At 46.5% G+C, this 24189-nt stretch carries 14 protein-coding genes; 6 read left to right on the top strand and 8 right to left on the bottom strand.

The window, feature by feature from the left end; translation table 11 throughout:
- Positions 1-6503 (bottom strand): two-partner secretion domain-containing protein (locus QUA71_RS12475; protein ID WP_333285277.1); only part of this gene is annotated, 6503 nt, incomplete at its 3' end.
- A gap of 899 nt (positions 6504-7402) precedes the next feature.
- Here QUA71_RS12475 and QUA71_RS12470 point away from each other — a divergent pair.
- From QUA71_RS12470 to atpC, 3 genes are all read left to right on the top strand, one after another.
- Positions 7403-8326 (top strand): PEP-CTERM sorting domain-containing protein, encoded by a 924-nt coding sequence (locus QUA71_RS12470; protein ID WP_333285275.1) that lies wholly within the window; start codon positions 7403-7405, stop codon positions 8324-8326.
- 132 nt (positions 8327-8458) lie between these two features.
- A complete protein-coding gene (atpD, locus tag QUA71_RS12465) occupies positions 8459-9916 on the top strand; it encodes a F0F1 ATP synthase subunit beta (protein WP_190663503.1) in 1458 nt (485 codons plus the stop codon).
- A 155-nt stretch (positions 9917-10071) separates the two neighbouring features.
- Positions 10072-10479, top strand: a complete 408-nt coding sequence (gene atpC, locus QUA71_RS12460) for an ATP synthase F1 subunit epsilon (protein ID WP_190663502.1) — start codon at positions 10072-10074, stop codon at positions 10477-10479.
- Between the two features lie 91 nt (positions 10480-10570).
- Here atpC and QUA71_RS12455 read toward each other — a convergent pair whose 3' ends face one another.
- Positions 10571-10870: a DUF7734 family protein gene (locus QUA71_RS12455; RefSeq protein WP_333285272.1), complete on the bottom strand. Its 300-nt coding sequence runs from the start codon at positions 10868-10870 to the stop codon at positions 10571-10573.
- 701 nt (positions 10871-11571) lie between these two features.
- On the opposite strand from QUA71_RS12455, the gene QUA71_RS12450 reads away from it, so the two are divergent.
- Positions 11572-11706 carry a hypothetical protein gene (locus QUA71_RS12450; protein WP_333285271.1) on the top strand — a complete coding sequence of 45 codons (135 nt, stop codon included), beginning with the start codon at positions 11572-11574 and terminating at the stop codon, positions 11704-11706.
- A 134-nt stretch (positions 11707-11840) separates the two neighbouring features.
- A complete protein-coding gene (locus tag QUA71_RS12445) occupies positions 11841-15236 on the top strand; it encodes an ATP-binding protein (RefSeq protein WP_333285269.1) in 3396 nt (1131 codons plus the stop codon).
- A 48-nt stretch (positions 15237-15284) separates the two neighbouring features.
- Here the strand turns inward: QUA71_RS12445 and QUA71_RS12440 are convergent, their stop codons facing one another.
- The 5 genes from QUA71_RS12440 to QUA71_RS12420 all read right to left on the bottom strand — a co-directional run bounded on the left by QUA71_RS12440 (position 15285) and on the right by QUA71_RS12420 (position 19557).
- On the bottom strand, positions 15285-15557 hold the full coding sequence (locus tag QUA71_RS12440) for a peptidoglycan-binding domain-containing protein (protein WP_190663499.1): 273 nt from the start codon (positions 15555-15557) through the stop codon (positions 15285-15287).
- Positions 15558-15777: 220 nt separating this feature from the next.
- Positions 15778-16059: a peptidoglycan-binding domain-containing protein gene (locus QUA71_RS12435; RefSeq protein ID WP_333285267.1), complete on the bottom strand. Its 282-nt coding sequence runs from the start codon at positions 16057-16059 to the stop codon at positions 15778-15780.
- Positions 16060-16573: 514 nt separating this feature from the next.
- Positions 16574-18028, bottom strand: a complete 1455-nt coding sequence (locus QUA71_RS12430) for a hypothetical protein (protein WP_333285265.1) — start codon at positions 18026-18028, stop codon at positions 16574-16576.
- Positions 18029-18298: 270 nt separating this feature from the next.
- The gene (locus tag QUA71_RS12425) at positions 18299-18919 is read right to left on the bottom strand and encodes a DUF3177 family protein (RefSeq protein WP_190662786.1); all 621 of its coding nucleotides are present in this window, start codon (positions 18917-18919) and stop codon (positions 18299-18301) included.
- A gap of 401 nt (positions 18920-19320) precedes the next feature.
- The gene (locus QUA71_RS12420; RefSeq protein WP_190662788.1) at positions 19321-19557 is read right to left on the bottom strand and encodes a Calvin cycle protein CP12; all 237 of its coding nucleotides are present in this window, start codon (positions 19555-19557) and stop codon (positions 19321-19323) included.
- Between the two features lie 744 nt (positions 19558-20301).
- Here QUA71_RS12420 and QUA71_RS12415 point away from each other — a divergent pair.
- The gene (locus QUA71_RS12415; protein WP_333285262.1) at positions 20302-21552 is read left to right on the top strand and encodes an FIST N-terminal domain-containing protein; all 1251 of its coding nucleotides are present in this window, start codon (positions 20302-20304) and stop codon (positions 21550-21552) included.
- Positions 21553-21683: 131 nt separating this feature from the next.
- On the opposite strand, the gene QUA71_RS12410 is transcribed toward QUA71_RS12415, so the two are convergent.
- Positions 21684-23813 (bottom strand): iron uptake porin, encoded by a 2130-nt coding sequence (locus QUA71_RS12410; RefSeq protein WP_333285260.1) that lies wholly within the window; start codon positions 23811-23813, stop codon positions 21684-21686.
- Positions 23814-24189 lie beyond the last annotated feature (376 nt).

Raw genomic sequence — 24189 nt, 5'->3', positions numbered from 1 at the left:
GGAGTGGGAGTTGGAGTTACTACCGGAGTTGGAGTGACAACTGGAGTGGGAGTTGGAGTTACTACCGGAGTTGGAGTGACAACTGGAGTGGGAGTTGGAGTTACTACCGGAGTTGGAGTGACAACTGGAGTGGGAGTTGGAGTTACTACCGGAGTTGGAGTGACAACTGGAGTGGGAGTTGGAGTTACTACCGGAGTTGGAGTTTCACTCGGAGTGGGAGTCGGAGTTACTACCGGAGTCGGAGTTTCACTCGGAGTGGGAGTCGGAGTTACTACCGGAGTTGGAGTTTCACTCGGAGTGGGAGTCGGAGTTACTACCGGAGTTGGAGTTGGCGTTGGCGTCGGGTCGATCGCGTCATCAGTCGAAAATACAATATTACCAACACTACTAGAACGCGGAAACGACTGCGATGTAATGGTAGATTGTCCCGTTGTAATTGCACCCGCCGTACCGTTGCTAGCAGCATCCCCCACAACAAACGGTTGAATCGGCGTCCCTCCATCTCCCCCAGCGTGCACAATTGTAATTTTGCCACCACCGGCGCCGCCAGCAGTAGAAATGCTAGCAAATCCCGTCGGCGACAGTGGGGTTGAAAAAGCACCCGTAGCGCGGAAAAAATTGCCTGTTATTGCTGTGACATCGCCGCCGGTGCCGCCAGTGCCGCCTTGGGCATTGATAAACTCTACTTGAATATCGCCGATCGGATCTAAGAACACATTGCCGGCATTTCCGACTATAGCGCTAGAGTTAATTTGTCCGGTGGTAATTGAAGTTATCGCCTTAACAGTTATGTTGCCGCCACTGTTTGCCGATGTATTCAAATTGCCTGCGGTGAAATTGTTACCGCTTGTAAAAAGAATTTCTCCGCCATTAGTAGTAATATTTTTAACACTTATATCGCCCTTGGCAGTAATATCGACTTGGCCGACGGTGAGATCTCCCGATAAATTGACTTTTTCCGTGTTTGGTGCTGTCAATTGTTGCGCGTTAATTGTCGAGTTTCCTGTCACATTGCCAGCATTGTCGATCGCAAGATTTTTTAACTTGCTGGTGGCCCCCACCGCACCGTTGAAAGTGATGCTGCCACTACCGGAGGCTAGAGTTAAGTTGCGGGCATTAATGCTGTCACTGTCGCTCGCACCAAAAGCAATATTTCCCCCTGCGGTACTAAATACCGCATCCTTTGTCAAAACCAAAGCATTGCTAATATTAATGTTGCCGTTATTAGTCGTAACATTCCCGCCTAATTTAGTATTTAAAGCCGTAACATTAAAACCAGAATTGCTTTTAACATTCCCGATAACTTCCGCATTCGATGCAGTAACATTCAGAACAGACAAGGGCGTTGTTTCGCCGATATTTCCTTGCAGCAGCACATTACCATTCGTCGCATCTAAGCCCAACAAATGACCGCCGTCGATCGCGCCTTTTATATTAATACTACCAACGCTGCTTTTAAGATTAACCTGGTTTCCCAGTTGAACGTTGCCAGTCAAATCTATATTGTTAGTTGTATTGATGCCATAGTTCAAATTAATTATTGAACCTTGGATAGCAGCACTGCTGTTGTCAAGTCCGGTGATAGTTCCATCAAGTGCGATCGTACCAGTTCCCGTTTGAATATTTACTGGGTCTAAAAATATGAGATTATAGGGAATACTAATATTGGCGCTGCTATCCGATCGCCCGATCGCGATCCAGCTAAATCCATTTTGAATCAAACTAATTTCCGATGCAGTCAAATCTAAAGCGCTAGTATTGTTATCAATTCCACCAACAACAATATTTTGGCCGGCTGTTGCGGGTTGCAGCGTTAACGCGCCAGTACCAGAAACATTCCCAGAAAAATCAATTTCACCTGCCGTTAACGTCAGCGAGTTACTACCTGCCGATAAACTAGAACCGAAAGCAATAGTTGCATCTCCGAGTGTAAAATTTACAGGAGCTTTTAATGTCACCGGATCGCTAAAACTAATGTTATCATTAGTTGTGGTGATATTTCCGCTAACCGCAACAGTTCCCCCGCCATTTTGAATAAATGCACCGTCTAAGTTCAGGTTTTTCTCAATATTCAAATTTACCTTATTGGCAATTGTGAGCCTCCCATCATTGGTGGTTGTTACAGTTCCTTTGAGATTGACATTATCAGCCGCAATACCGAGATTGCCAGCCACGTCAACTGTCTTGTTGAAAGTAATGTCGCTGCCTGAAAGAATCGAGTTTTTGGCAACAGTGACAGCATCTGCATAAGTTTGACTGCCGGTTGTAGTCACATTGCCGCCTAAAGATATCTTGCTGTTGGCAGTTAAATTTGTGAGAGGAGTTGTTTCGCCGATCGCACTTTTGAAGGTAATATTACCGCTAGCCGCCTTCACAGTCAAATCGCTGGTACCGTCTACAGCATTATTGAAAGTAATGCTGTCACCTGAAATAATCGGATTGTTGGCAATTGTAACTGCATCTCCATAAGTTTGACTGCCCGTTGTAGTGATATTTCCCTTCACTTGAGTTGTACCGCCAGCATCTGTAGTCAAACTCGCGGCATTGACTGTTTGATTAAATGCGGTTGTTCCTGTAGAGTTAGCTGTTAAATTGCCGATCGCACTTGTAGCACCAACTGCACCATTGAATGTAACATTACCGCTAACCGCATTCGCCGTCAAATTGCTGCTGCCGTTTACTGTATCGTTGAAAGTAATTTCGCTGCCGGAGAGAATCGGATTGTTGGCAATTGTAACTGCATCTTCGTAGGTTTGAGCGCCAGTTGTAGTGACATTGCCATTAAGTTGAGTTGTGCCCCCAGCATCTGTAGTCAAACTCGCGGCATTGACTGTTTGATTAAATGCGGTTGTTCCTGTAGAGTTAGCTGTTAAATTGCCGATCGCACTTGCAGCACCAACTGCACCATTGAATGTAACATTACCAGTACCCCCATTCAGAGTTAAATCGCTGCTGCCGTTAACAGTATCGTTAAAAGTAATCCCGCTGCCTGAAAGAATCGGATTAGTGGCAATTGTGACGGCATCTCCATAAGTTTGACTGCCGATTGTAGCGACATTGCCTTTTAGTTGAGTTGTGCCGCCGACATCTGTAGTCAAACTCGCGGCAGTGACTGTTTGATTAAATGCGGTTGTTCCTGTAGAGTTAGAAGTAATATTTCCTAATGCCTTGGTATTGCCAACTGTACCATTGAATGTAATATTACCCGTACCCCCATTTACAGTTAAGTCGCTGCCAATGTTATTGGCATCAACAGTATTATTGAAAGTAACGCCACTGCCTGAAAGAATCGGATTAGTGGCAATTGTGACGGCATCTCCATAAGTTTGACTGCCGATTGTAGCGACATTGCCTTTTAGTTCAGTTGTGCCGCCGACATTTGTAGTTAAATTCGCGGCATCGACTGTTTGATTAAATGCCGTTGTTCCTGTAGAGTTAGCAGTAATATTTCCTAATGCCTTGGTATTGCCAACTGCACCATTAAATGTAATATTACCCGTACCCCCATTTACAGTTAAGTCGCTGCCAATGTTATTGGTATCAACAGTATTATTGAAAGTAACGCCACTGCCTGAAATAATCGGATTAGTGGCAATTGTGACGGCATCTCCATAAGTTTGACTGCCGATTGTAGCGACATTGCCTTTTAGTTCAGTTGTGCCGCCGACATTTGTAGTTAAATTCGCGGCATCGACTGTTTGATTAAATGCCGTTGTTCCTGTAGAGTTAGCAGTAATATTTCCTAATGCCTTGGTATTGCCAACTGCACCATTAAATGTAATATTACCGGCACCGGCATTTACCAATAAACTTTCATTGTTTGCTGTAGTGCCATCGAGATTCCTATTAAAGGCGACATTGCCGCTGCTGGGAGTTCCTGATGTTGTTAGGGTAATAGTTGGTTTACTAAGGACAACTGGTGATTCGAAGGTAATATTGCCACCGCTACCGGCGGCGTCCTTTGAGGTCTTTATATTACCGCTAAGAATAATATTTCCTGTACCAGAGTTGAGGGTGAAGTTCCCTCCCGTACCTCCATCTACTGAATGCGAGTTCAGAGTACCAGTGGTAATGTTACCGCCAACAGTTGAGAGGGTGATCGCTCCTCCATTTCCTCGCTGAGAAAAGGAAGTGACAGTTCCAGCAGTTGTGTCGATCGCACCTGTTCCTCCAGTAACTCTGAGGTTGATATTCCCGGACGTACCTGCATCAGAGGAGAAGGAACTCAGATCACCAGTGGTAATGTTACCGCCAGCCGTTGAGAGGGTGATCGCTCCTCCATTTCCTCGCTCAGAAAAGGAAATGACCTCTCCAGCAATTGTGTTGATCGCACCTGTTCCTCCAGTAACTCTGAGGTTGATATTCCCTCCACTTCCATCAGAGGAGAAGGCATTCAGAATACCAGTGGTAATGTTACCGCCAGCCGTTGAGATGGCGATCGCTCCTGCATTTCCTCTTAGCTTAGAAAAGGAAAGGAGATTTCCAGCAGTTGTGTCGATCGCACCTGTTCCTGCCGTAATAGAGAGGTTGATATTCCCTCCATCTGCATCCGAGTAGGAATTCAGAAGACCAGTGGTAATGTTACCGCCAGCCGTTGAGAGGGTGATCGATCCTCCATTTCCCGCCTGGGAATAGGAATTGAGATTTCCAGCAGTTGTGTCGATCGCACCTGTTCCTCCAGTAATAGAGAGGTTGATATTCCCTCCCGTACCTGCATCAGAGAAGGAATTTAGATTACCAGTGGTAATGTTACCGCCGCCAACCGTTGAGAGGGCGATCGATCCTGCATTTCCAAATAAGCTTTGGGCATTCAGATTGCCCTCCCCCGCAGCGATGTTGATATCATTGGTACTGGTGAGGCTAATATTTCCGCCCGTAGTATAAAGGTCGGTATTGACTGATATTGCATTACCAGCATTTAATGTGATCGCGCCATTTCCACTATTAGTAATACGTTGATTAACCGTAATATTATTATTAGCATTCAGCGTCAGAGAATTACTATTATTCCAAACAACGGGAGCACTAACTGTAATATCACCGGCACTCGGAGCAGTCGAGGCAGTAGAAATAGTGACATTTCCCAAATTTAGTTGATTTTGCAGCGTCCCATTATTGATTGTAGAAGTAGCCACAGAGGAAGCAAATACTCCTGCCGTGAATGTACCGTTTGCATCCGCACCTGTGCTAATAGTAATATCAGTAGGATCTAATAATAAGGTGCCAGCAATCCCAAAGGTCGATCGCAAATCAACTAATCCTTGAAAATCGAGCGATTGCTTTCCCGAAACTTCCACAAAGCCGCCATTCCCAGAAAATAAGCCGCCTCTGGCCGTAATATTGCCATTAAAGCGAGTAGTTTCATCAGCCCAAACTATAACTCGCCCGCCATTCCCATTACTAACAGCATCAGCATTAATCGTCGAGTCGCTGCTAACAAAAGTCCGCGAAGCATTGGGCACAGTCCCCAAACCCTGATAATCTCCCCCAATCAGTACATTGCCACCGCCGTTAACCCCAGAAGCATCGATATTGCCTGCAATAACTCCTACTTTTTCCCCTAATATATTTAGAGTACCGCCAGTGTTGCCAGAGGCGTTGAGACTGCCAGAGGCGATCGCAGTTCCCGCAGTTACCGGCACAGAAACGTTCCCCGTCAACACCACTTCGCCATTGGGATTTACCGTCAAACCCGTCGCCTGTGCCACACCTTGTCCAGTCAGCAACTCCGGCAAAGATAACACTGGCTGCGTCCAATTGTTTGGCAGAGAACTTTGATTTGCTGTCGGCTGAATATCCAAACTCAATAAATTTCCAGCTTGACTAATTCGCACCAAATTGTTACCCGGTACGGCGCTGATGAGAATATTGCCGCTAGGCGCAGTTAGCTGACCATTATTGACCACCGTACCCCCGATCAAACTCAAACTTTGACCTGGTGTCACCGTCAGATTGCCTGTATTAACAATGCTTCCCCCTTGCAAACTTGTAAACGCAAAACTATTCGGCGTCCCCATTACAGTTGCCCAATTGTTATTGCCGATCGCACTAAACCACTGATTGTTCCCAAAACCAATCCCTGTCGCCGTAGTAGCATTAAAAGATCCAGGCACGTTGAGACTCGCATTCGGGCCGAAAATCATGCCGGCAGGATTCATCAAAAATAAATTAGAATTGCCGCCCGTAACTTGAATTAAGCCATTTATTAAAGAAGGATTACCCCCAGTAATCCTTCCCAAAATATTTTGAATATTGGGATTAGTCAGAAAGTTAGCCGTTTGAGCCTCGCTGAGGCCAAACTGAGTAAAACTGTGAAAAAGATTAGCCCCATCTCCACTGAAAGAACCCCCGGAAATGTCGTAGCGGTTGCCGTTGGGAGTAACAAGTGTGTTAGTGCCGTCTGGTGCCGGGGCGATGGGTTGGGCGTTTGCCGAGCCCGCCGCTGCACTCAGCCAGCCCACAATGAATAACCATCCGAGTAAATGTAGTTTGTTGGGTGTCATTGTGTTTCAAGACTGTGCTTAAAGTGCGATCTTATTTATTTCTACTATTTTTACTCAGAAAAATTTCTCATGTCAATAGGAGCCGCCTATTTTGGGTGACCGAATAATTAGGACTGAAAAAGGAAATGTATGGTTTTAATTACTATGATTCTAGTAAAAACAGTTTTTTTACTAGAATTCAGGCGCGGGAAATGAAACTTGGTTTCTTTTTTTGACTTTCACTGCTTCCCTGACCCAATTACCTTAAAAAACCGGGTTGATGCGTCCAGGACTGTTGGTGAAAATATGGCGCGGAATGCGAGGGTTAGAGGTTTAAAAAACTTGGAATATTAGTCAAAAGTACGTAAGTACCGATCGCCTACTATACAGCTTGCTTAGAGAGGCAAAAAACTCGCTCAAATTCCTACTCGCGGTCGCCGCCGCTTCTTTCTGCATCGGGCGACCAGCTTGCAGCCCGCTTTCACGAACAACTGACTGAACAGCCGACGTTCTCTCAAAAACTTTATATTTTAGGGATGAACTTTACCAAAACTTCATAAAGCTCGATTAAAAATTTTATGTATTTTTGATGAAAGCCAATAGTTGCAAGTCTTGTACTCAACTTTAGACTGTTACTAAAACGAAGTAAATGTAGTAAGTTGGAAGTCTAGGCAGGATGAAAATCTTGCTGTTACAGATTAAACTGTGCCAATCTGGTGTCAGTGAAAACTCTTAGAAGAAGCACTCATTTACTCCAAAACACCCTTAAGTAAGATCTCTCTGTAGATTCACTGGTGTGGAGCCTCTTCTTTAGATTTGACGATCGTCCTAAATATCGCAGGCTCGCGATCGTCGATTCGCGTCACGGCAACATGGCATTTTGCGCCTTACTACGTAACAATACTGGAGGAATCAGGGTTATGACTACCTTAACGCTAGTCAAAAAAACATCTTTTACAGTCGCCAGCTTGGCAACCACAATGTTGCTCAGCATCTGCACGCCCGTCAGAGCTTTCATGTTTGGCACTGCCGGCATCCAGTTCGATGAAGATACCAATATAAACTTTACCTTCGACCAATCTCACGGCGCTTACCAGTCCAGCTTGTGGGTAGCCCAAGCTCAGTCAGGAAACACTGGCTACACCAACATCGCCAGACTGTTCTACGAGACTAAACCCTCAGATAACGGCAGCGCGAATGACTGGCAGGGAAGCTTCGGCAACGCAGTCACCTCCGAAAACCGCTCCATCACCCAAACCTTCAAATTTTTGCAGGATCAAACTTATGCCCTGCTGCTGTGGAGCGACAGCGGCACCGGCCAACCATTGGAGCAGTACGCCTCCAGCAGCACCTTCATGAACAGCCCCAAATGGTTTGCCGCCAACACCCAGTACAGGAGAGATGACTGTCTGGTGGCGGGCTGTCAGCAAGCCGTGTTTGGCGACTTTAATCTCGACTACAACTCCCGCGACTCATTTACAAGCGTCAACGGCGGTAAAGGCCCAGAGCAATATTCATTGCTCACAATGGCCCAACTGGCTCAGGGTACAAAAATCTCATTCGACGATGCCGGAGGAGGAAACGACGTTGACTTCCAAGACTTCACCCTGTCGGCTCAGTTAGCTCCCAAACCAGTCAACGGCCTTGCCTTCCGAAACTTCACCGTGTCGGCTCAGTCAGTCCCCGAAGCAGTCCCCGGACCAGTCCCCGGACCAGTCCCCGGACCAGTCCCCGAACCAGTCCCCGAACCAGTCCCCGAACCTGTCACAGTGTTCGGGACTATGCTGGGGCTCGGGGCTGTGGCTGCAGCTCGCAGGAAAAAAAAGCGAGGGCAGCAACGATAAAAAAGACTCTTAACCAGCCCCATACAAATCTAAATAGTGCGTCTGTTCAGTGGTACTCTGAGGAATAGCATTTCTAAATGTTAAGACTTTTTCCATAACGGGAAAAATAGCATCCTAACAAAGGCACTATTCATGGTATCCACCGCAGAAAAAACGAACGTAGGCTACATCACCCAAATCATCGGGCCAGTTGTAGACGTAAAATTCCCAGGCGGCAAACTGCCCCAAATCTATAACGCTCTCACGATTTCCGGCAAAAACGAAGCAGGTCAAGACATTGCCGTTACCTGCGAAGTTCAGCAACTGCTCGGAGACAGCCAAGTGCGTGCAGTTTCCATGAGTACCACCGACGGCTTGGTGCGTGGCATGGAAGTAGTAGATACCGGGGAAGCGATCCAAGTTCCCGTCGGAATCCCAACCCTCGGCCGGATTTTTAACGTCATCGGTCAACCCGTAGACAATCTCGGCCCGGTCAATACTTCCGAAAGTATGCCCATCCACCGCAACCCCCCGGCTTTCACCGAACTGGAAACCAAGCCTTCGGTGTTTGAAACCGGGATCAAGGTGATTGACCTGCTGGCCCCCTACCGTCGCGGCGGCAAAATCGGTTTGTTCGGCGGCGCAGGCGTCGGCAAAACCGTGATTATGATGGAACTCGTGAACAACATCGCCAAAGCTCACGGCGGCGTGTCCGTGTTCGGTGGTGTGGGCGAGCGCACCCGCGAAGGTAATGACCTCTACAAAGAAATGATCGAGTCAGGGGTTATTGACGAAGAAGACCGCAGCAAGTCGAAAATTGCTCTGGTTTACGGTCAAATGAACGAGCCGCCTGGTGCTCGGATGCGCGTGGGCCTGTCGGCTCTGGCGATGGCCGAATACTTCCGCGATGTCAGCAAGCAAGACGTGCTGCTGTTCATTGACAATATCTTCCGGTTTGTGCAAGCGGGTTCTGAGGTATCGGCTCTGTTGGGTCGGATGCCTTCGGCTGTGGGATATCAGCCGACTCTCGGTACGGATATGGGCGACTTGCAGGAACGGATTACTTCGACTACCGAAGGTTCGATTACTTCGGTTCAAGCTGTGTACGTACCTGCGGATGACTTGACTGACCCCGCACCGGCTACGACTTTTGCTCACTTGGACGCTACAACTGTGTTGTCTCGCGGTTTGGCTGCGAAGGGCATTTATCCGGCTGTTGACCCACTGGATTCTACGTCTACAATGTTGCAAGTTAGCGTTGTCGGCGAAGAGCACTATGGTGTTGCTCGCCAAGTGCAGTCAACTCTGCAACGCTACAAGGAATTGCAAGACATTATTGCAATTTTGGGCTTGGATGAGCTGTCGGAAGATGACCGCTTGACCGTTTCTCGCGCTCGCAAAATTGAACGGTTCTTGTCTCAACCGTTCTTTGTGGCGGAAGTGTTCACCGGTTCCCCCGGCAAGTACGTCAAGCTGGCAGACACCATTAAGGGTTTCCAGATGATTTTGGCTGGCGAACTGGACGAATTACCTGAACAAGCTTTCTATTTGGTGGGCGATATCAACGAGGCGATCGCCAAAGCTGAAAAAATGAAAGCTGACGCCAAGTAATTTTAGTCATTAGTCAGTAGTCAGTAGTCAGTCGTTATTAGTTATTAGTTATTAGTTATTTGTTATTGGTAACAACTGACAACTGATAACTGACAACTGACAACTGACAACTGACAACTGACAACTGACAACTGACAACCGACAACTGACAATTTATGACATTAACTGTGCGCGTAGTGGCCCCAGACAAAACTGTTTGGGATTCTAATGCTGAAGAAGTAATTCTGCCGAGCACCACAGGCCAACTGGGTATCTTGAGCGGTCACGCTCCAATGTTGACAGCTTTGGATACCGGAGTAATGCGCGTCCGTCCCGGCAAGGAATGGGTGTCTATTGCTCTGATGGGTGGCTTTGCAGAAATCCAAGAAAACAAAGTTACTATTCTTGTCAACGGCGCTGAAAAAGGCGAAACCATTGATAAAGAAGCTGCTCGTACTGCTTACACCGAAGCAGTAGCTCGTTTGGAAAAGTCCGCTAGTGGCACTGACCAAGAGCAAATTAAAGCTAAGCAAGCAATCAAACGCGCGAGAGCTCGTTTCCAAGCTGCCGGCGGCACGCTCTAGCTCTAAGGGTAACGACATAGTGCTTTTGTAGTAGGGACACAACAATGTTGTGTCCCTGCTGTTTTTCTCACGTTGTCTCCCTAATGTTTTGCTAAACTCCCGCCTCGGACAATAGAGATTGCATTGTTTCCCAAGATAACCCCTGCTGAAGATAGCGGGGGTTATTTGGATTGTAGGGACTCTCCACACGATCGACACTGACAATTTTTGCTTCTTCCGGCAAAACAGGAACCTCGGGATCGAAAGCGGTCGATCGCGTCAAAGAGCTAGAAAAGCCTTTAAAAATAGCAATTTCATCGAATTCGCCGTCAATTTCGGCCTGAACGATTAAAACTTCGTGCGATCGTTTTACCGTGTATTGTTCCAAGCGACGAGCAATAGAGTCAGCCATAGCAAATCTCACTTTCCTGAAATCTGCTATAATATAGCTTAATTTTGCGGCTAATTTCAGCGACAGATAGCTAATTTTTTATTTTTAATTAGACCTTTTTTAACAGTAGGAAGTAAGCAGACATAATATAAATCCTGTAAAAAACATCTGCAATGTTTTCATCCTGCCAAACATACTTGTCGGATATTCTATGAGCCACAGAAAGATTGGGTTTCAATTATCGTTGTCCCGTTTAATTTTTATTAAACAGCGTTTTGCTTGGGATATACGCTGCTATTTATGCTAGTTTTTTGCTTGAGATCAGCTATGATAAGTGGCAACTCAAAGCTAATAAATAACTGTTTACAAGGCGGGAATTCTAGTTAGTGGCTCAATTTTATAGCCTTTGGGCGATCGAGAAAAATATATGTGCCGATTTGTCGAGCGAGTCACAGTAAAATGCAAAAAATCTGCCGTCTCCGTGTTTGAAATTTATGATGCAGAAACAGAACAAAGCATTGAACTAAAACAGGAAACTGCTGCTTAATTTCAAAAAAGTCTGAAGCTTTATTTCGAGCAAAATTTTACTGAAGCGCAAAAAATATTCAGTAAGATTTGCGAAAGAAATCCTCAAGATAGGTTAGCAGCAATTTACTACCAGCGCTTTCTAAAGAATGGAATGTATGGAGTGCCTGAAGGATGGTCGGGAATAGAAGCTTTGGATGAAAAGTAGTGATACATATATATTGTATGTGAACATCGGCAGGGATATGGCAATGCCTTGTCCGGCGCGGGGAGTAGGACACGGAAATGCCGTGTCCGTATGGTTCGCTTTGACTTTTAATAATTTGCTATAAGATTAAGGATTGTAGAAACTAGATCGGGTCTTCCTTGCGTAAGTTGTGTTTAAGTACAAAATGGTTTATAATCTTTACCAGCGCTCAGCCTTCGCTCCAAGTATTAACTGGGTTTTTCAACCTAAATTAATGTTATGTCCACTCTTTCTCTCAAGCACTTAGTGGCAAAACTTTCAAGAAAAGCAACGCTGCAAACCGTACTCATAGTTCCGTTTGTCTTGCAAGTATTTGCAGCGGTGGGTATTGTGGGGTATTTATCATTTAGGAACTCTCAAAGAGCAGTAAATGACCTTGCGGATCAGTTGATGGGCGAGGTGAGCAATCGCATCGAGCAAAATTTGAGAACTTATCTGCAAACTCCGCACCAAATCAATCAAAGCAAGCTGGATGCAGTGAAACTGGGTTTTGTGAACATGAAAGACTTGTCAGCTTGGGAAAAGTATCTGTGGCGACAAGTGCAATTATATCCTTATATCAATTTTACGTCGATCGCTAATCAAGATGGAGAATATCGCACCGGCGAAAAGATGTCGAACGGCACTTTATTGATTAACGCATCGGGCCCGTCTACAAATTTTGATTTTTATTCTTACAATACTAATGATACGGGCGATCGCACTACAGTAGCCGCCTCCGTTAAAAACTTCGACATCCGACAGCACCCTTCCTACGCTTATGCGGCTCTAGCAATCAAACCAACTTGGAGTTCAGTTTATATATCCTTCCTAGAACCCACATTGATTCTCAGCGCGCTGCAACCAGTTTACAACAGCCAGAAACAGCTAGAAGGAGTATTAATTGCTGCCTTGCGTCTCGACAGTATCGGTCAATTTTTAAACAGCCTCAAAATAGGCAAATCCGGTCAAACTTTTATTATGGAAAGAAACGGCACGCTGCTGGCCACTTCCACACCAGAAAAACCTTTCCGCAGCAAAAACGGTAAAAAAGAACTATTTAAAGTTACAGAAAGCAGCGATGCAGTAACGCAAACTACAGCTAAATATTTAGAAAACCACTTTCAAAATTTGCACCAAATTACAAAAGCGCAGCAACTCAATTTTGAGATAAACGGGAAGCAGCAATTTTTAAAAGTCCTGCCCTTCCAAGACGGCAAAAGTTTAGATTGGCTGATTGTCGTCGTCGTTCCAGAAGCCGACTTTATGCAACAAATCCATGCCGGCAACCGAACTACAGTGTTGCTATGTTTGGCAGCTTTGGGCATGGCAACTGTGCTAGGAATTCTCACTTCTCGCTGGATTATCCAACCTCTTATAAAATTAAAAAATGCAGCAATAGCTTTATCTGAAGGACAATTTGACCAAACTGTAAAGCTCGATCGCTCCGACGAGTTGGGCGTACTTGCCGCTGCTTTTAACAGCATGGCAGCGCAATTGCAAGCATCATTTACTGCCTTAGAAACTAAAAATACCGAATTGCAGCGACTCGACAAACTGAAAGACGAATTCTTAGCCAATACTTCCCACGAACTCCGCACTCCCCTCAACGGCATTATTGGGATTGCAGAATCTTTAATAGACGGTGCTACCGGACAACTGCCCGAATCTACAAATTTTAACTTAGCTTTGATTTCCTCATCGGGCAAAAGATTGTCTTCTTTAATTAACGATCTTTTAGATTTTTCTCAGCTCAAACACAAAACTATAGAACTGCAAATAAAGTCCGTCGGTCTTCGAGAAATAGTCTCTGTAATTGTCACTTTGTCTCAGCCATTAGTAGGCAAAAAAAACTTGCAATTGATTAACTCAGTTGCTCCTGAATTGCCGCCAATAGCAGCCGACGAGAATCGCTTGCAGCAAATACTTTACAACTTAATTGGCAATGCGATTAAATTTACCGAAAGTGGCCGAGTAGAAATTTCCGCAGAATTGGTAACGGGCAACGCACAATCACCGTCTAATTCCCAATTAGCCATTACTGTATCCGACACTGGCATTGGCATCCCCGAAGATAAATTAGAGCGCATTTTTGAATCCTTTGAACAAGCTGACGGTTCCACTGCTAGAGAATATGGCGGCACGGGTTTAGGGTTAACTGTTGCTAAGCAATTAGTTGAATTGCACGGAGGGAAAATTGGGGTATCTTCAACTGTAGGCGTCGGTTCCCAATTCATCTTTACTTTGCCCGTATCTGAGAGTCAGCCAGATTTTAGTAGCATACAGCCGCGTTTAACCGAGGGTTCTCCCATTTTAATCACTCCTGAATTCGCGGGCAAATCCTCTATAATAAATTCTCAGCTATCAGACAATAGCGACTTGCTAGAAAGTGAAAAACTAAAACTTTTGGTAGTCGATGATGAACCCATTAATATTCAGGTCATTATCAACAGTCTTTCTCTAGCAAACTATGAGATAACTCAAGCGAGCAACGGCTTAGAAGCTTTAAATCTGATTGAATCAGGATTTAAGCCAGACTTAATTTTACTCGACGTAATGATGCCGCAGATGACGGGTTATGAAGTGTGTCGAGAAGTTCGCAAAAAATACTCGCCTTTAGAAATGCCGATTCTGATGCTGACGGCTAAAAATCAAACTACTGACTTGGTAGAAGCTTTTAACTTAGAAGCAAATGATTATGTAACTAAACCTTTTATAAAAAAGGAATTGTTGGCGAGAATTAACACGCAAATTCGCCTAGCAAAACTGAATGCAGCCTACGGCAGGTTTGTGCCTCACGATTTTCTAAACTTGCTGGAAAAGCCGAGTATTATTGAAGTAAAATTAGGCGAAAATCAGGAAAGAGATATGACCGTGCTATTTGCTGATATTCGCTCGTTTACGGCGCTTTCAGAACAGATGACCCCCCCTGAAAATTTTGCATTTATTAATACTTACTTGGGCAGGGTTAGCCCTGCAATTAGGAAAAATAAGGGGTTTATTGACAAATACATTGGGGATGCAGTCATGGCACTGTTTCCTACATCCCCAGAGGATGGTGTGCGAGCAGCAATTGATATGCAAAAAGAAGTGAATATCTACAACCAGCAGCGAGAAAAAAATGGCTTGTTTCCGATCGCGATCGGCGTCGGTTTACACGCGGGCAATTTGATGTTGGGTACAATTGGCGAGCGAGAACGGATGGAAAGTACGGTGATTGCTGATGCGGTGAATCTCGCCTCTCGTTTGGAAGGATTGACTAAGGTTTACGGCGCGGGCATTCTAGTTAGCGGTGCAATTATCGATCGGCTAGACGATCCAGAAAAATATAAGTATAGATTTGTCGATCGAGTAACCGTGAAAGGAAAGACAAATGCTGTGTCGGTGTTTGAAATTTACGAGACAGAAACAGAGAAAAGCATTGTACTTAAGCAGCAAACTGCGGAGGTTTTTCAAGAAGCTCTCAATTTTTACTACGAGCAAAAATTTGTTGCCGCCCAAAAAATATTTCAGAATATTTTACAAATCAATCCTGACGATCGGGTAGCCCTGCTGTATTTCAAACGAGCTCGCAAGTATCGAATGTACGGAGCCCCGGAGGGGTGGTGCGGGGTCGAAACTTCGACGGAGAAATAGGGCGCACACTGTACGCCCTACTCTCTTTAACAGATGGTTGCACAAACTTTAAAATATAGTGCTACAAACACCCAATTTATTCCAAGTTTCAGGGCCGACAATGCCATCAGCAACGATTTGTTGTTGCTTTTGAAAATTGATGACTGCTTGTTCGGTTTTCGGGCCGAAGCCTCCATCAGTATTTACAGAAAATCCGCTGGCGTTCAAGAGTCGCTGAAGGTAGCGAACGTCCTCATTTTGGGTGACGCCATCGTTGCGTTTGAGTAGGGGAAAATAACGACAGGAAGGTAATTCCATGTGAATGGCGTTGGTGGTTTGCATAGTTTGATTCTCCATTGGTTGTTTGCAAGTTGTTTAAAAGCAGGGCAGCGGGAAAAAATGTTAATTAATAGTCCTGGATGCACTTTTGACGGGCATAAACGAGGTTTCGGCTTCGCTCAACCGCCAGATTTTTTAGCAGTTCTGGGGGCATAAAGGAAGTATTGCTCTGAAAAAAAACAGTTTTTTGCTACCCGTGCGCCTAGGATTAGTTAACTTGGATTTAACATCCGGGTTCACCTGTATAACAAGCGCCTAATAGACTCCAAGTTTGAGGGCCGACAATGCCATCAACAGCAATCTTATTTTCCTTTTGAAATTTGATGACTGCTTGTTCGGTTTTTGGGCCGAAGAATCCATCAGTTGCGACGGGATATCCGTTTTTGACTAAGGATTGTTGGAGATAGCGCACGTTTTGATTGGCAGTGGTACTATTATTTGGTTTCAGTGTGGGCAGTGAAGAGCAAAGAGGCAATTGAGCGTAAATTGAATTTGTGGTTTGCATGGTTTGATTGGGGATTAGTGGTTTGCAAGTCGTTTGAACTTGCTATTCCCCAGTTGTAGCTGTGGGGGGAAGTGCTTTAACAGTCGCTTTTTATAGTGACGCTGATGTGGGGTAGCTCAGATGAGTTACAGCCAGCTATCAAATCCGTGTTGTACAAAATAATTGTCAAAGGAAAACAGCAGCGAATTTCCATTTTTTATCAACTTTTAACATCTTTGCCACCAGCCCCACACCATAAGTAAGTCGGCGCAAAAAAACGCCCCTATGTAAACAAGGGCAAAGTCTCTAAAGGCTCTCTACTGGCTGACTTAAACCTGTTTACACCCTGTTACATTATGTGGTTTAATCTCGTCTACCTACTTACCTGTACGGCTGTTGGTGTCGGGATGGATAGGCAGATTGACGTAGGTTGCTTAGTCAATCAATCGTGTCACGGTGCAATCGCTCTACTCTTGTATAAGCTGAGTAATTATCTTTTCTCTAGAGGAGGCAAAAATACTGTATTTAAAGCTAGTTAACCATGCGAGCGAAAAGGGCGATCGGAAAAATTCCTCTTGGGTTGAGACTTTAACTTAGAAGTGATATCGTAGTATCGGTAGATAGTAGATTTCCGGGTGTCAAACAACTTGAGAAGTGAATCAATGACAATTTCTGTAACTATCGGGTTAAAGTCGGAAATAAAGTCGTCGGCGTCGAGATTTTGTAGAAAAAATTCCTTAGCTCGATCGCACTGATAGCGCATTTCGTCAAAGCCAACAATTTTGACCACAAACGTTGTCAACGGCGAGTTTTCCAAATCGGTTTGAGAAGTGCTTTTAGCCCGCCCATTTTCTAATAAATTTAATACTTCCGCTTCTAAACCAATTTTAGGTTGATAAGGTTTTTCTATCTGTGGAAAAAAGCTTTCCAAGCGCACGCAGTTAGCAGCTTTATCGGGAATTCCTCCCATCATCATCGCCAGAGACACCTCAATCCCCAAATCCGAAGAAAGAGCTTCTAGCAGGGCTAGAGCAGGCAGTTTGCACCCCAAATAAAGCTTCGCAATTTCGAGATTGTACTTAGCAGTAGTTTCCCAGTGCTGATAGGTGCGATCGTCTGGATATCCCTCAAACTGCCGAAAAATTATTTCTGGCTTGAGATAATTCAGAAAACCTTCCATCTTGACCAAAGCAACTCGGTAGTCGCGAACCGTGTAAAAACCGCAGCAGATGAGATTGTGATTTGTTTCCGGCAGTAAATTCCACGTATTTGCCAAAAAATGCGCTGAACTATGGTGAGCAAAACTCATCACATCCCGGTTAGAAATTCGCACAGCTTTTTTGACCGTTTCCCGCATTTCCTCGTCAGTCAAACTGAGGTTAAATCGGCTATTTATTGCCTGCAAGCGCTCATAAAGGCGCTGGCTTACTGTTACTCCGGACTCGGCAGAGCGAAACGGAATGGTTGCTTCAATGCAGCCTGCAATTTGAAGCAATTGCTCGCGTTTGAGGAAGGGTTCTAGAGCTTTTGCTGCTACCACAGCGCTGAGAAATTCGTTTTGTCCGGCGAAAGGATTTAGGACTTCGCCCGGTACAAAATTGAATACCAGCATTACCATCTCGAAGATAGCATCCGCCGGCAGTTCAGATTGCTCCCGAATTTGTAGCTGTTTGTTAACCTCTTTTGCAACAGGAGTGATGTAGTAGCTGACGTTAAAGTTAATGCTGCGATCGACTTGCACGTAGACGGTATCGTGAAATAAAGCTGCCAAAACCTCGATCGCGTCTTCATCTCCCCCCACCTCAAAAATATGTTCGGGAGTGTGAAAAAACCGCCACGGCCCCATCATCGGCTGAACAATCAGTTCGGCAATCCGAGCGACTTCACTTGGTTCGACTTTTGCTTCCAGGCGATCGAGCGCCCAAATCAGCCTTTCTAAGCACTGTAAGTAGGCTTGTTTGCTATCCATCACAGTCTTTCCCAGTAACATTGCTGTCAGTCGATTTGAGATTTGAGATTTGAGATTTGAGATTTACTCCACAGATGAATCTGGAAGCTTCAACCTTAGTCTAAAATTTTTATCTCTCCACGACTGGAGTCGGGGGCTTGTATCCGTTTTTGGGCGAGTTTACGTCATCCACCCTGCTGTTAGTTTAATTTTTTCCTAGATGCGATTCCCCTTTTGGGAGTTGGGATTTTTGAGCTTTTTGTTCAAGACTTTAGCTGCTATTTAAAAGGCAAATACTTACTTAAAGTCCCCTTAATTTCCGGTAGCTGACCTCCCATTTTTTCCTAGTCTAATTAGCACAAAGTATGACAAGTAAATTACATAGATTACTAAACCTATCAGACCCAAAAATCCCAAAAATTGAGGGGTTGCCGTAGGGTGAAACATTTGTTTGTAGAGCCAAGGTGGATCTAACCAAACGCGACAAAAAGGTTCATCAATTATCTGAAGTTGAGATTTAAAGGCACAGCTTAAGAAGGGAAGTTGAGCTAGTGCGCCCAAACCGCTGTAAACAGTAATCGCCCACCGCCAAGCTGTAAAAGCCAGTTTCAGGGGCGACTGCGGTCGATCGGCAATTTCTTCGTTTAAATCCTCCCAAAACCACAGACTAGCAGGAATTAAGGCCCTCGCAATCACCGACGATACAAAGCTCACAGGCAGCGCAGCCATCATCAGGTAAAGTGTAATTGCCAGCAAACTCGCCACCCGCCAATAAATAATCGACAAACGGACGATCGCGTCAGCTTTTGCCACAACAGCCCAAATCAGCACTACCAGCGGGATCGAAATTGTTAATAACACAGACAACCGGTAATCCATCCAGACTAGCGGTTGAAACCAAGGCCCGGTGGCTGCCAATAAAAGACTCAACATCTTTGGGAAAATATACTCACTTATTTGTGACAAATTTTACTACAAAAATGCTAAAAAATCAGCAACCTAAACATGGTCTTAATGTTTTAGTTACTGCTATTTTTTCTAAGGTACTTGGCACGCTTTGAAGGGTACTTGAGACGCGATAGACGGCAATATGCTTGGATTAAAACTGTTTATTCCTCAAATCTCGCCTTCCCATCCCCCGAACCAAGGCGCGCCAGAGCGAATTATTGTCCCCCTTGGTTCAGGGAGTGGGGAGAAGCTGCCTGATTTTAACCGTATTGGGATAGAGGGCAAATCTCGCCACTATTTCAAGGCTCAACCCCTAAAATAAAATTCTCCCGCGCCAAAAGTTAGATTTCGGCGCGGGAGGGAAGGAATAGAGCTAAATGGCTCGTTTATTCCTCGTAGATGCGGCACTCAGCAGCGTCAGGATTGTCGTCGCAAAATTTTTCAAAAGAATTCTTAGGTTTGACTTGCTTTTGGTGGGAAGCTTCTGCTTGCAGTTCTTCAACTGCGTCCCACGCCGCCGCGCATTCCCCGGAAGTGGCGCCCTTGAGGTCACAGACGGTACGAGCGCTTTCTAGTTCTTCTTCAATTTTTTCTTGGATGTTGCCTGCGGGTGTTGTTGTCATAAAGCTTGTTGGTATGAATGTGTAGGAGAATATGGTGGTCCCCGACCTATTTCTAGGTAATGTTAGCACGCCCCTGGGTTTAGTGAGCTTGTTCGGCTAACGGCACATCCTTAACCCAAATAAAGATGTTTAACCGTTAACGACAGAGCAAGGGACTAGCTAAGCAGCCGCTTGGTGTCATCACTCAAAAAACTTAGACCTCTAGAGTCTTAGGCTGGTCAAGTAAAACTGAAGTTTTAGGCCAGAAGCCCAGTCACTTGAGTGTTGAGTCGTTGACTGTCACCTTATTAAGTAAGAAAGGTTTTCTTTTTGGATGTTTGTTTGGGTTGGATTTGCTGTTTCGGTATGGCGACCCCAGCTAATAATAGCTTGAGATGCGCTGCTGTTGCAGCAGCCCAGATAGAAACCATCCATAAGTATGATGCAGTAGCCGTCTCTACTCCCTGCTTTACTAGCCCGTAGGCGGGTTCTAGTCCACAGGCATCAATGTAGGTCGAGCCAACTTTACTTTTGATGAAAACATTACACGAGGTTGGTGTGTCAAACTGTATTAAGCTTTATCTTTTAAGATTTAGCTGAACACGGCATTTCACACTTAACAAATTAAGGGGACTCTCATGTTAACTTATGTTAACACAAGAACGGCGATCGAGGGGGAATCGATCGCCTAAGAATACCGTCCCCCCAGCGGCAAGTTCCGGTTAGCCTAATGTATAGAGATAGTTTTATAGAGAAGTTTGCCTTATGTACAGCCAAAACCAAATGCAATGGGTCAGCGCCTTATCAACCCGTCCGTCTTTGGAATCCGCCCTCAAAGAAGTTATAGAACAAGCCGATCGCGACCTAGAAGGCCCGGCCGATTTAGCGCTGATATTTATCTCGTCTGCCTTTGCCAGCGAGTATTCTCGGCTGATGCCTTTACTCCGAGAACTGCTGCCAGTGCCCGCGATCCTGGGCTGCGGCGGGGGAGGAGTCATCGGCACGAACCGGGGCGGCCTCACCGAAGAAGTCGAGGGATCTCCCGCAGTCAGCCTGAGTCTGGCGCGCTTGCCCGGAGTGAATGTCAGAACTTTTCACGTCGGTGCAGAAGAACTGCCGGACTTAGACAGCCCCCCGGATACTTGGGTGGATCTCTTGGGCGTGCCGGCCCAGGAAGAACCGCAGTTCATCATCTTGGCGGACCCCTTTTCGGCAAAAATTAACGATTTGCTGCAAGGGCTAGATTATGCCTATCCGGGTGCGGCGAAGGTAGGGGGGCTCGCCGGGGGGGACGGTGCGGGCAGGGGCGCGGCGCTGTTTTGCGACTATCAGCTTTACCGAGAAGGGACGGTTGGGGTAGCTTTGAGCGGCAATATAGTTTTGGAAACGATCGTAGCTCAAGGCTGCAGGCCGATCGGGCATCCTTATCGGGTGACGGAAGGAGAACGCAATATTTTGCTGAAACTCGAAGAACAAACCGACGATACCGGCAGCGGGGGCATCGAGCGATCGCCCTTAGAGGCTTTGCGAGAGTTAGTTCAAACTTTGAGCGAAGAAGACCGAGAATTAGCCCAGCATTCGTTATTTGTAGGCTTAGTCAGCGATGAATTCAAGCTGACATTAGAGCCGGGAGACTTTTTAATCCGCAATCTGTTGGGAGTAGATCCGAAAGTGGGAGCAATTGCGATCGGCGATCGAGTCCGTCCCGGACAGCGCATCCAATTTCACCTGCGGGACGCGCGCACCTCCGCAGAAGACCTAGAAATGCTGCTCGATCGCTATCAGCGGGCCGCCGAGTACAGCGGTACATCCAGCGCCGGCGCCTTAATGTTCTCTTGTCTGGGGCGCGGCGAAGGGCTTTACGGCCAGTCGAACTTTGACTCTCGACTGTTCGGTCGATACCTCAAAAACATCCCGCTGAGCGGCTTTTTCTGCAACGGCGAAATCGGCCCCGTCGGCGGCAGCACATTTCTGCACGGCTACACATCCGTATTCGGGATTTGCCGCCAAAATTGATAAATTGTGAACAGTTGACTGTTGACCATCTAAAATCTAAAATCTAAAATCTAAAATCGATCAACTGATGACCAAGAAATAAAAGCGGCAGTCACCTGCCGCTTTTAGCTGTAACTAGATGTCTGGAAACCTTAGAAACTAAAGGTAGTACGGAGGAGTCCGACCCAGATATCCTTGTTTGCGTCGTTGTGTTCGGGATTCATAATCACGTAAACGCCCGGTGTCACTGAGATAAAGTCATTGACTTGGAAGCGATAGAAACCCTCTAGGTGATAAGAGGTGTTACGGTCTCTGGCGACATCGCTCTCAGTAACTTTTGGTGGTACACCGAAGACAAAACCGAGGAGGTTGCCTTGCCGGCCAAAGTCTGCCAAAGCCAGGGTGATAGCAGCATTCTCGATAGTAGCGTCATTCTTGCCACCGCGCAGTTGTTCAGCCTTCGTATAACCGTACCAACCGCCAATCTGAAAGCGACGGCTGGGTTTGAAGTTAACTTGCACGCCAAAGTTATCTGATGCAGTGGCTGGTTGATCGTATGGGCGCGGTTCAGGTAATCCGGTCTGTGGATTTGATACGATCCTCTCTCGAAGGAAAGGCCGGTTAGCCAAGGCACTGCCGACGCCGCCCATGAGGTTGACATCGCCGTCCCGACTATATTTCCGGGTGTAAGTGAAGGCCAAATCAAACGGTCTGCTAAAAAAGCCTATCTGACCCAGAGCGCTGAAAGAACCGTTGAAAACGCCCCTGCCGTCTGCGGGGTTGGGAGCATCGCTGTCGCCGGCGAGATAGCCCGCGGTAGCTCGGAGGCTGCCCAAGTTGAAAGTCAAACTTGCGCCAGCTCCCTGCGGCCCGCGGAATACGGCCGGGTTGCGAACTCCAAATCTGGAAATTGAACCAGTACCCGTAGAGTTAAAGGGTGTTACCGGGTCTGCAATTTCATCCAGGTCAAGTCCTTTAGGACCCACAAAGACTGTAGCAGCGCGACCGACCGGGAAACGATAGTACAGTTCGTCTAGTGTGACTTGGCTGCCCTCGTCGCCGTCAAAGGCCAAGCGAGCCATGTTGGTACCCGTAGCCGTGGCTCTGTCGTAGCGGGCGGTGTTGACTGCTTGCAAGCGGGTTCTGAGCAAGTCTCGACCGGTGAAGCTTGTCAATAAGTTCAACCGCACCCGGTAGCCGAAGTTGGTGACAGTTTTGTCGTCGTGAAGGCCGACACCATTTCCGAAGGTGTCGCTGACGGCAAAAATGGCTTCTCCAGCCAGTTTGGTGGTGGTGGAGAACTGGTTGGCTTCGAGTTCTGCGGTGCGAGCTTCTAGGCCGTCTACTCGTCCGCGCAGGGTAGCGAGTTCGGCTGCAAATTCTTCTTGCAGGCGTTGCAGGATGGCTAAGTCATCTTTAGTAACTAAGTTACCCGTTGACCCAATTAGCTGGGTTATCTGGTCTAAGCAAGCGTTGACGCCGGCTGCAAATTCGTAGCGAGTCAGGGCGCGGTTGCCGCGGTAGGTGCCGTCGGGATAACCTACGATACAACTGTAGCGTTCGACTAGGGATTGCAGGGCTTGGAATGCCCAATCTGTCGGTCGCACGTCAGAAAGCTGAGTGACTGATGTCACCTGGGACATGGTTCCGGATGGTTGGGCCGGCAGCGCTTGGGGAGCCACAGGGACGATGGGGCCGCCCATTCCGGCGGGTACTGTCTGAGCAATTTCTACCTTAGTAGCTGGGGTAGTAGCTGAGGTAGTAGCTGGGGTGCTGGCGACTGCTGGCACTTCTATTTTCCCAGCGGTGTCTGTCGGGCTGATTTGCACTGCCAAGTCTGATGCTTGGGGCGAGGATTCGGCTGTACCTGCTGCTGCTAGGGGTTCAGTCGCTGCTGCGGCGCTGGTCGGAGCGCTTGGGGCTGCTAACTCGATGTCGCTCCCTGTTGTTTGCAGTGTTGTTTGCAGTGCTGCTTGGCTGGTTTCTGGTTCGATTGAGGCGAGTTTTTCAGTGTCTGCTTCGTTGACGACCGGGGTTTGGGCCGCTTCGACACTGCTGTTTAAAGCCAGCTTTTCTGGAGCAGCAGGGGCTGCTGCAACTGGTTCTGCAACTATTTCTCCAACTATTTCTGCAATTTTTGACTCAGATGACTGAGCTGTAGTTAGCTGGTTGGCTTCAGCGGTTGCTGGAGCTTCTGCTGCGATCGCAGCGGCACTCATGACTGATGATAGCCCCAGAATTGCCGGGGATACTAGCAGTAAATTCCAAAAAGTTCTGTTCATTTTCCTCACACCTTCACACTCTATTCAACTCGACGAGCAGCAATTCCCAACTGCTAATTTTTGTGGTTGCTTGCCTGTTGACAATAACTGCCAAAATAGAACCTATCCATAACTGTTGATTCACAGTTGATTCACAGTAGGCGTGTCTACTTCTGCTTGAACGTAGGGGGCTGAGCCCTTATACCGCCCAGGCATCAATTCAGGTCAAGCCCACATTACATTACAGTTGATTATACCATCACGTGCTAATTTCATCTCTCGATCGCCCGACTTGCTTGAGTTGCTCTGCGGGCGATCGACAACTGGTTCTACGGGTTCGACCACAATCTGCCTCTAACTGACAACTGCCCCGAGTCCTCGGTTACGCCCGACTTAA

The organism is Microcoleus sp. MON1_C5, from assembly GCF_036701875.1.
Lineage (GTDB): Bacteria > Cyanobacteriota > Cyanobacteriia > Cyanobacteriales > Microcoleaceae > Microcoleus.
The sequence above is the reverse complement of the archived record's forward strand: the minus strand, read 5'-3'. Positions and strand labels throughout refer to the sequence as shown.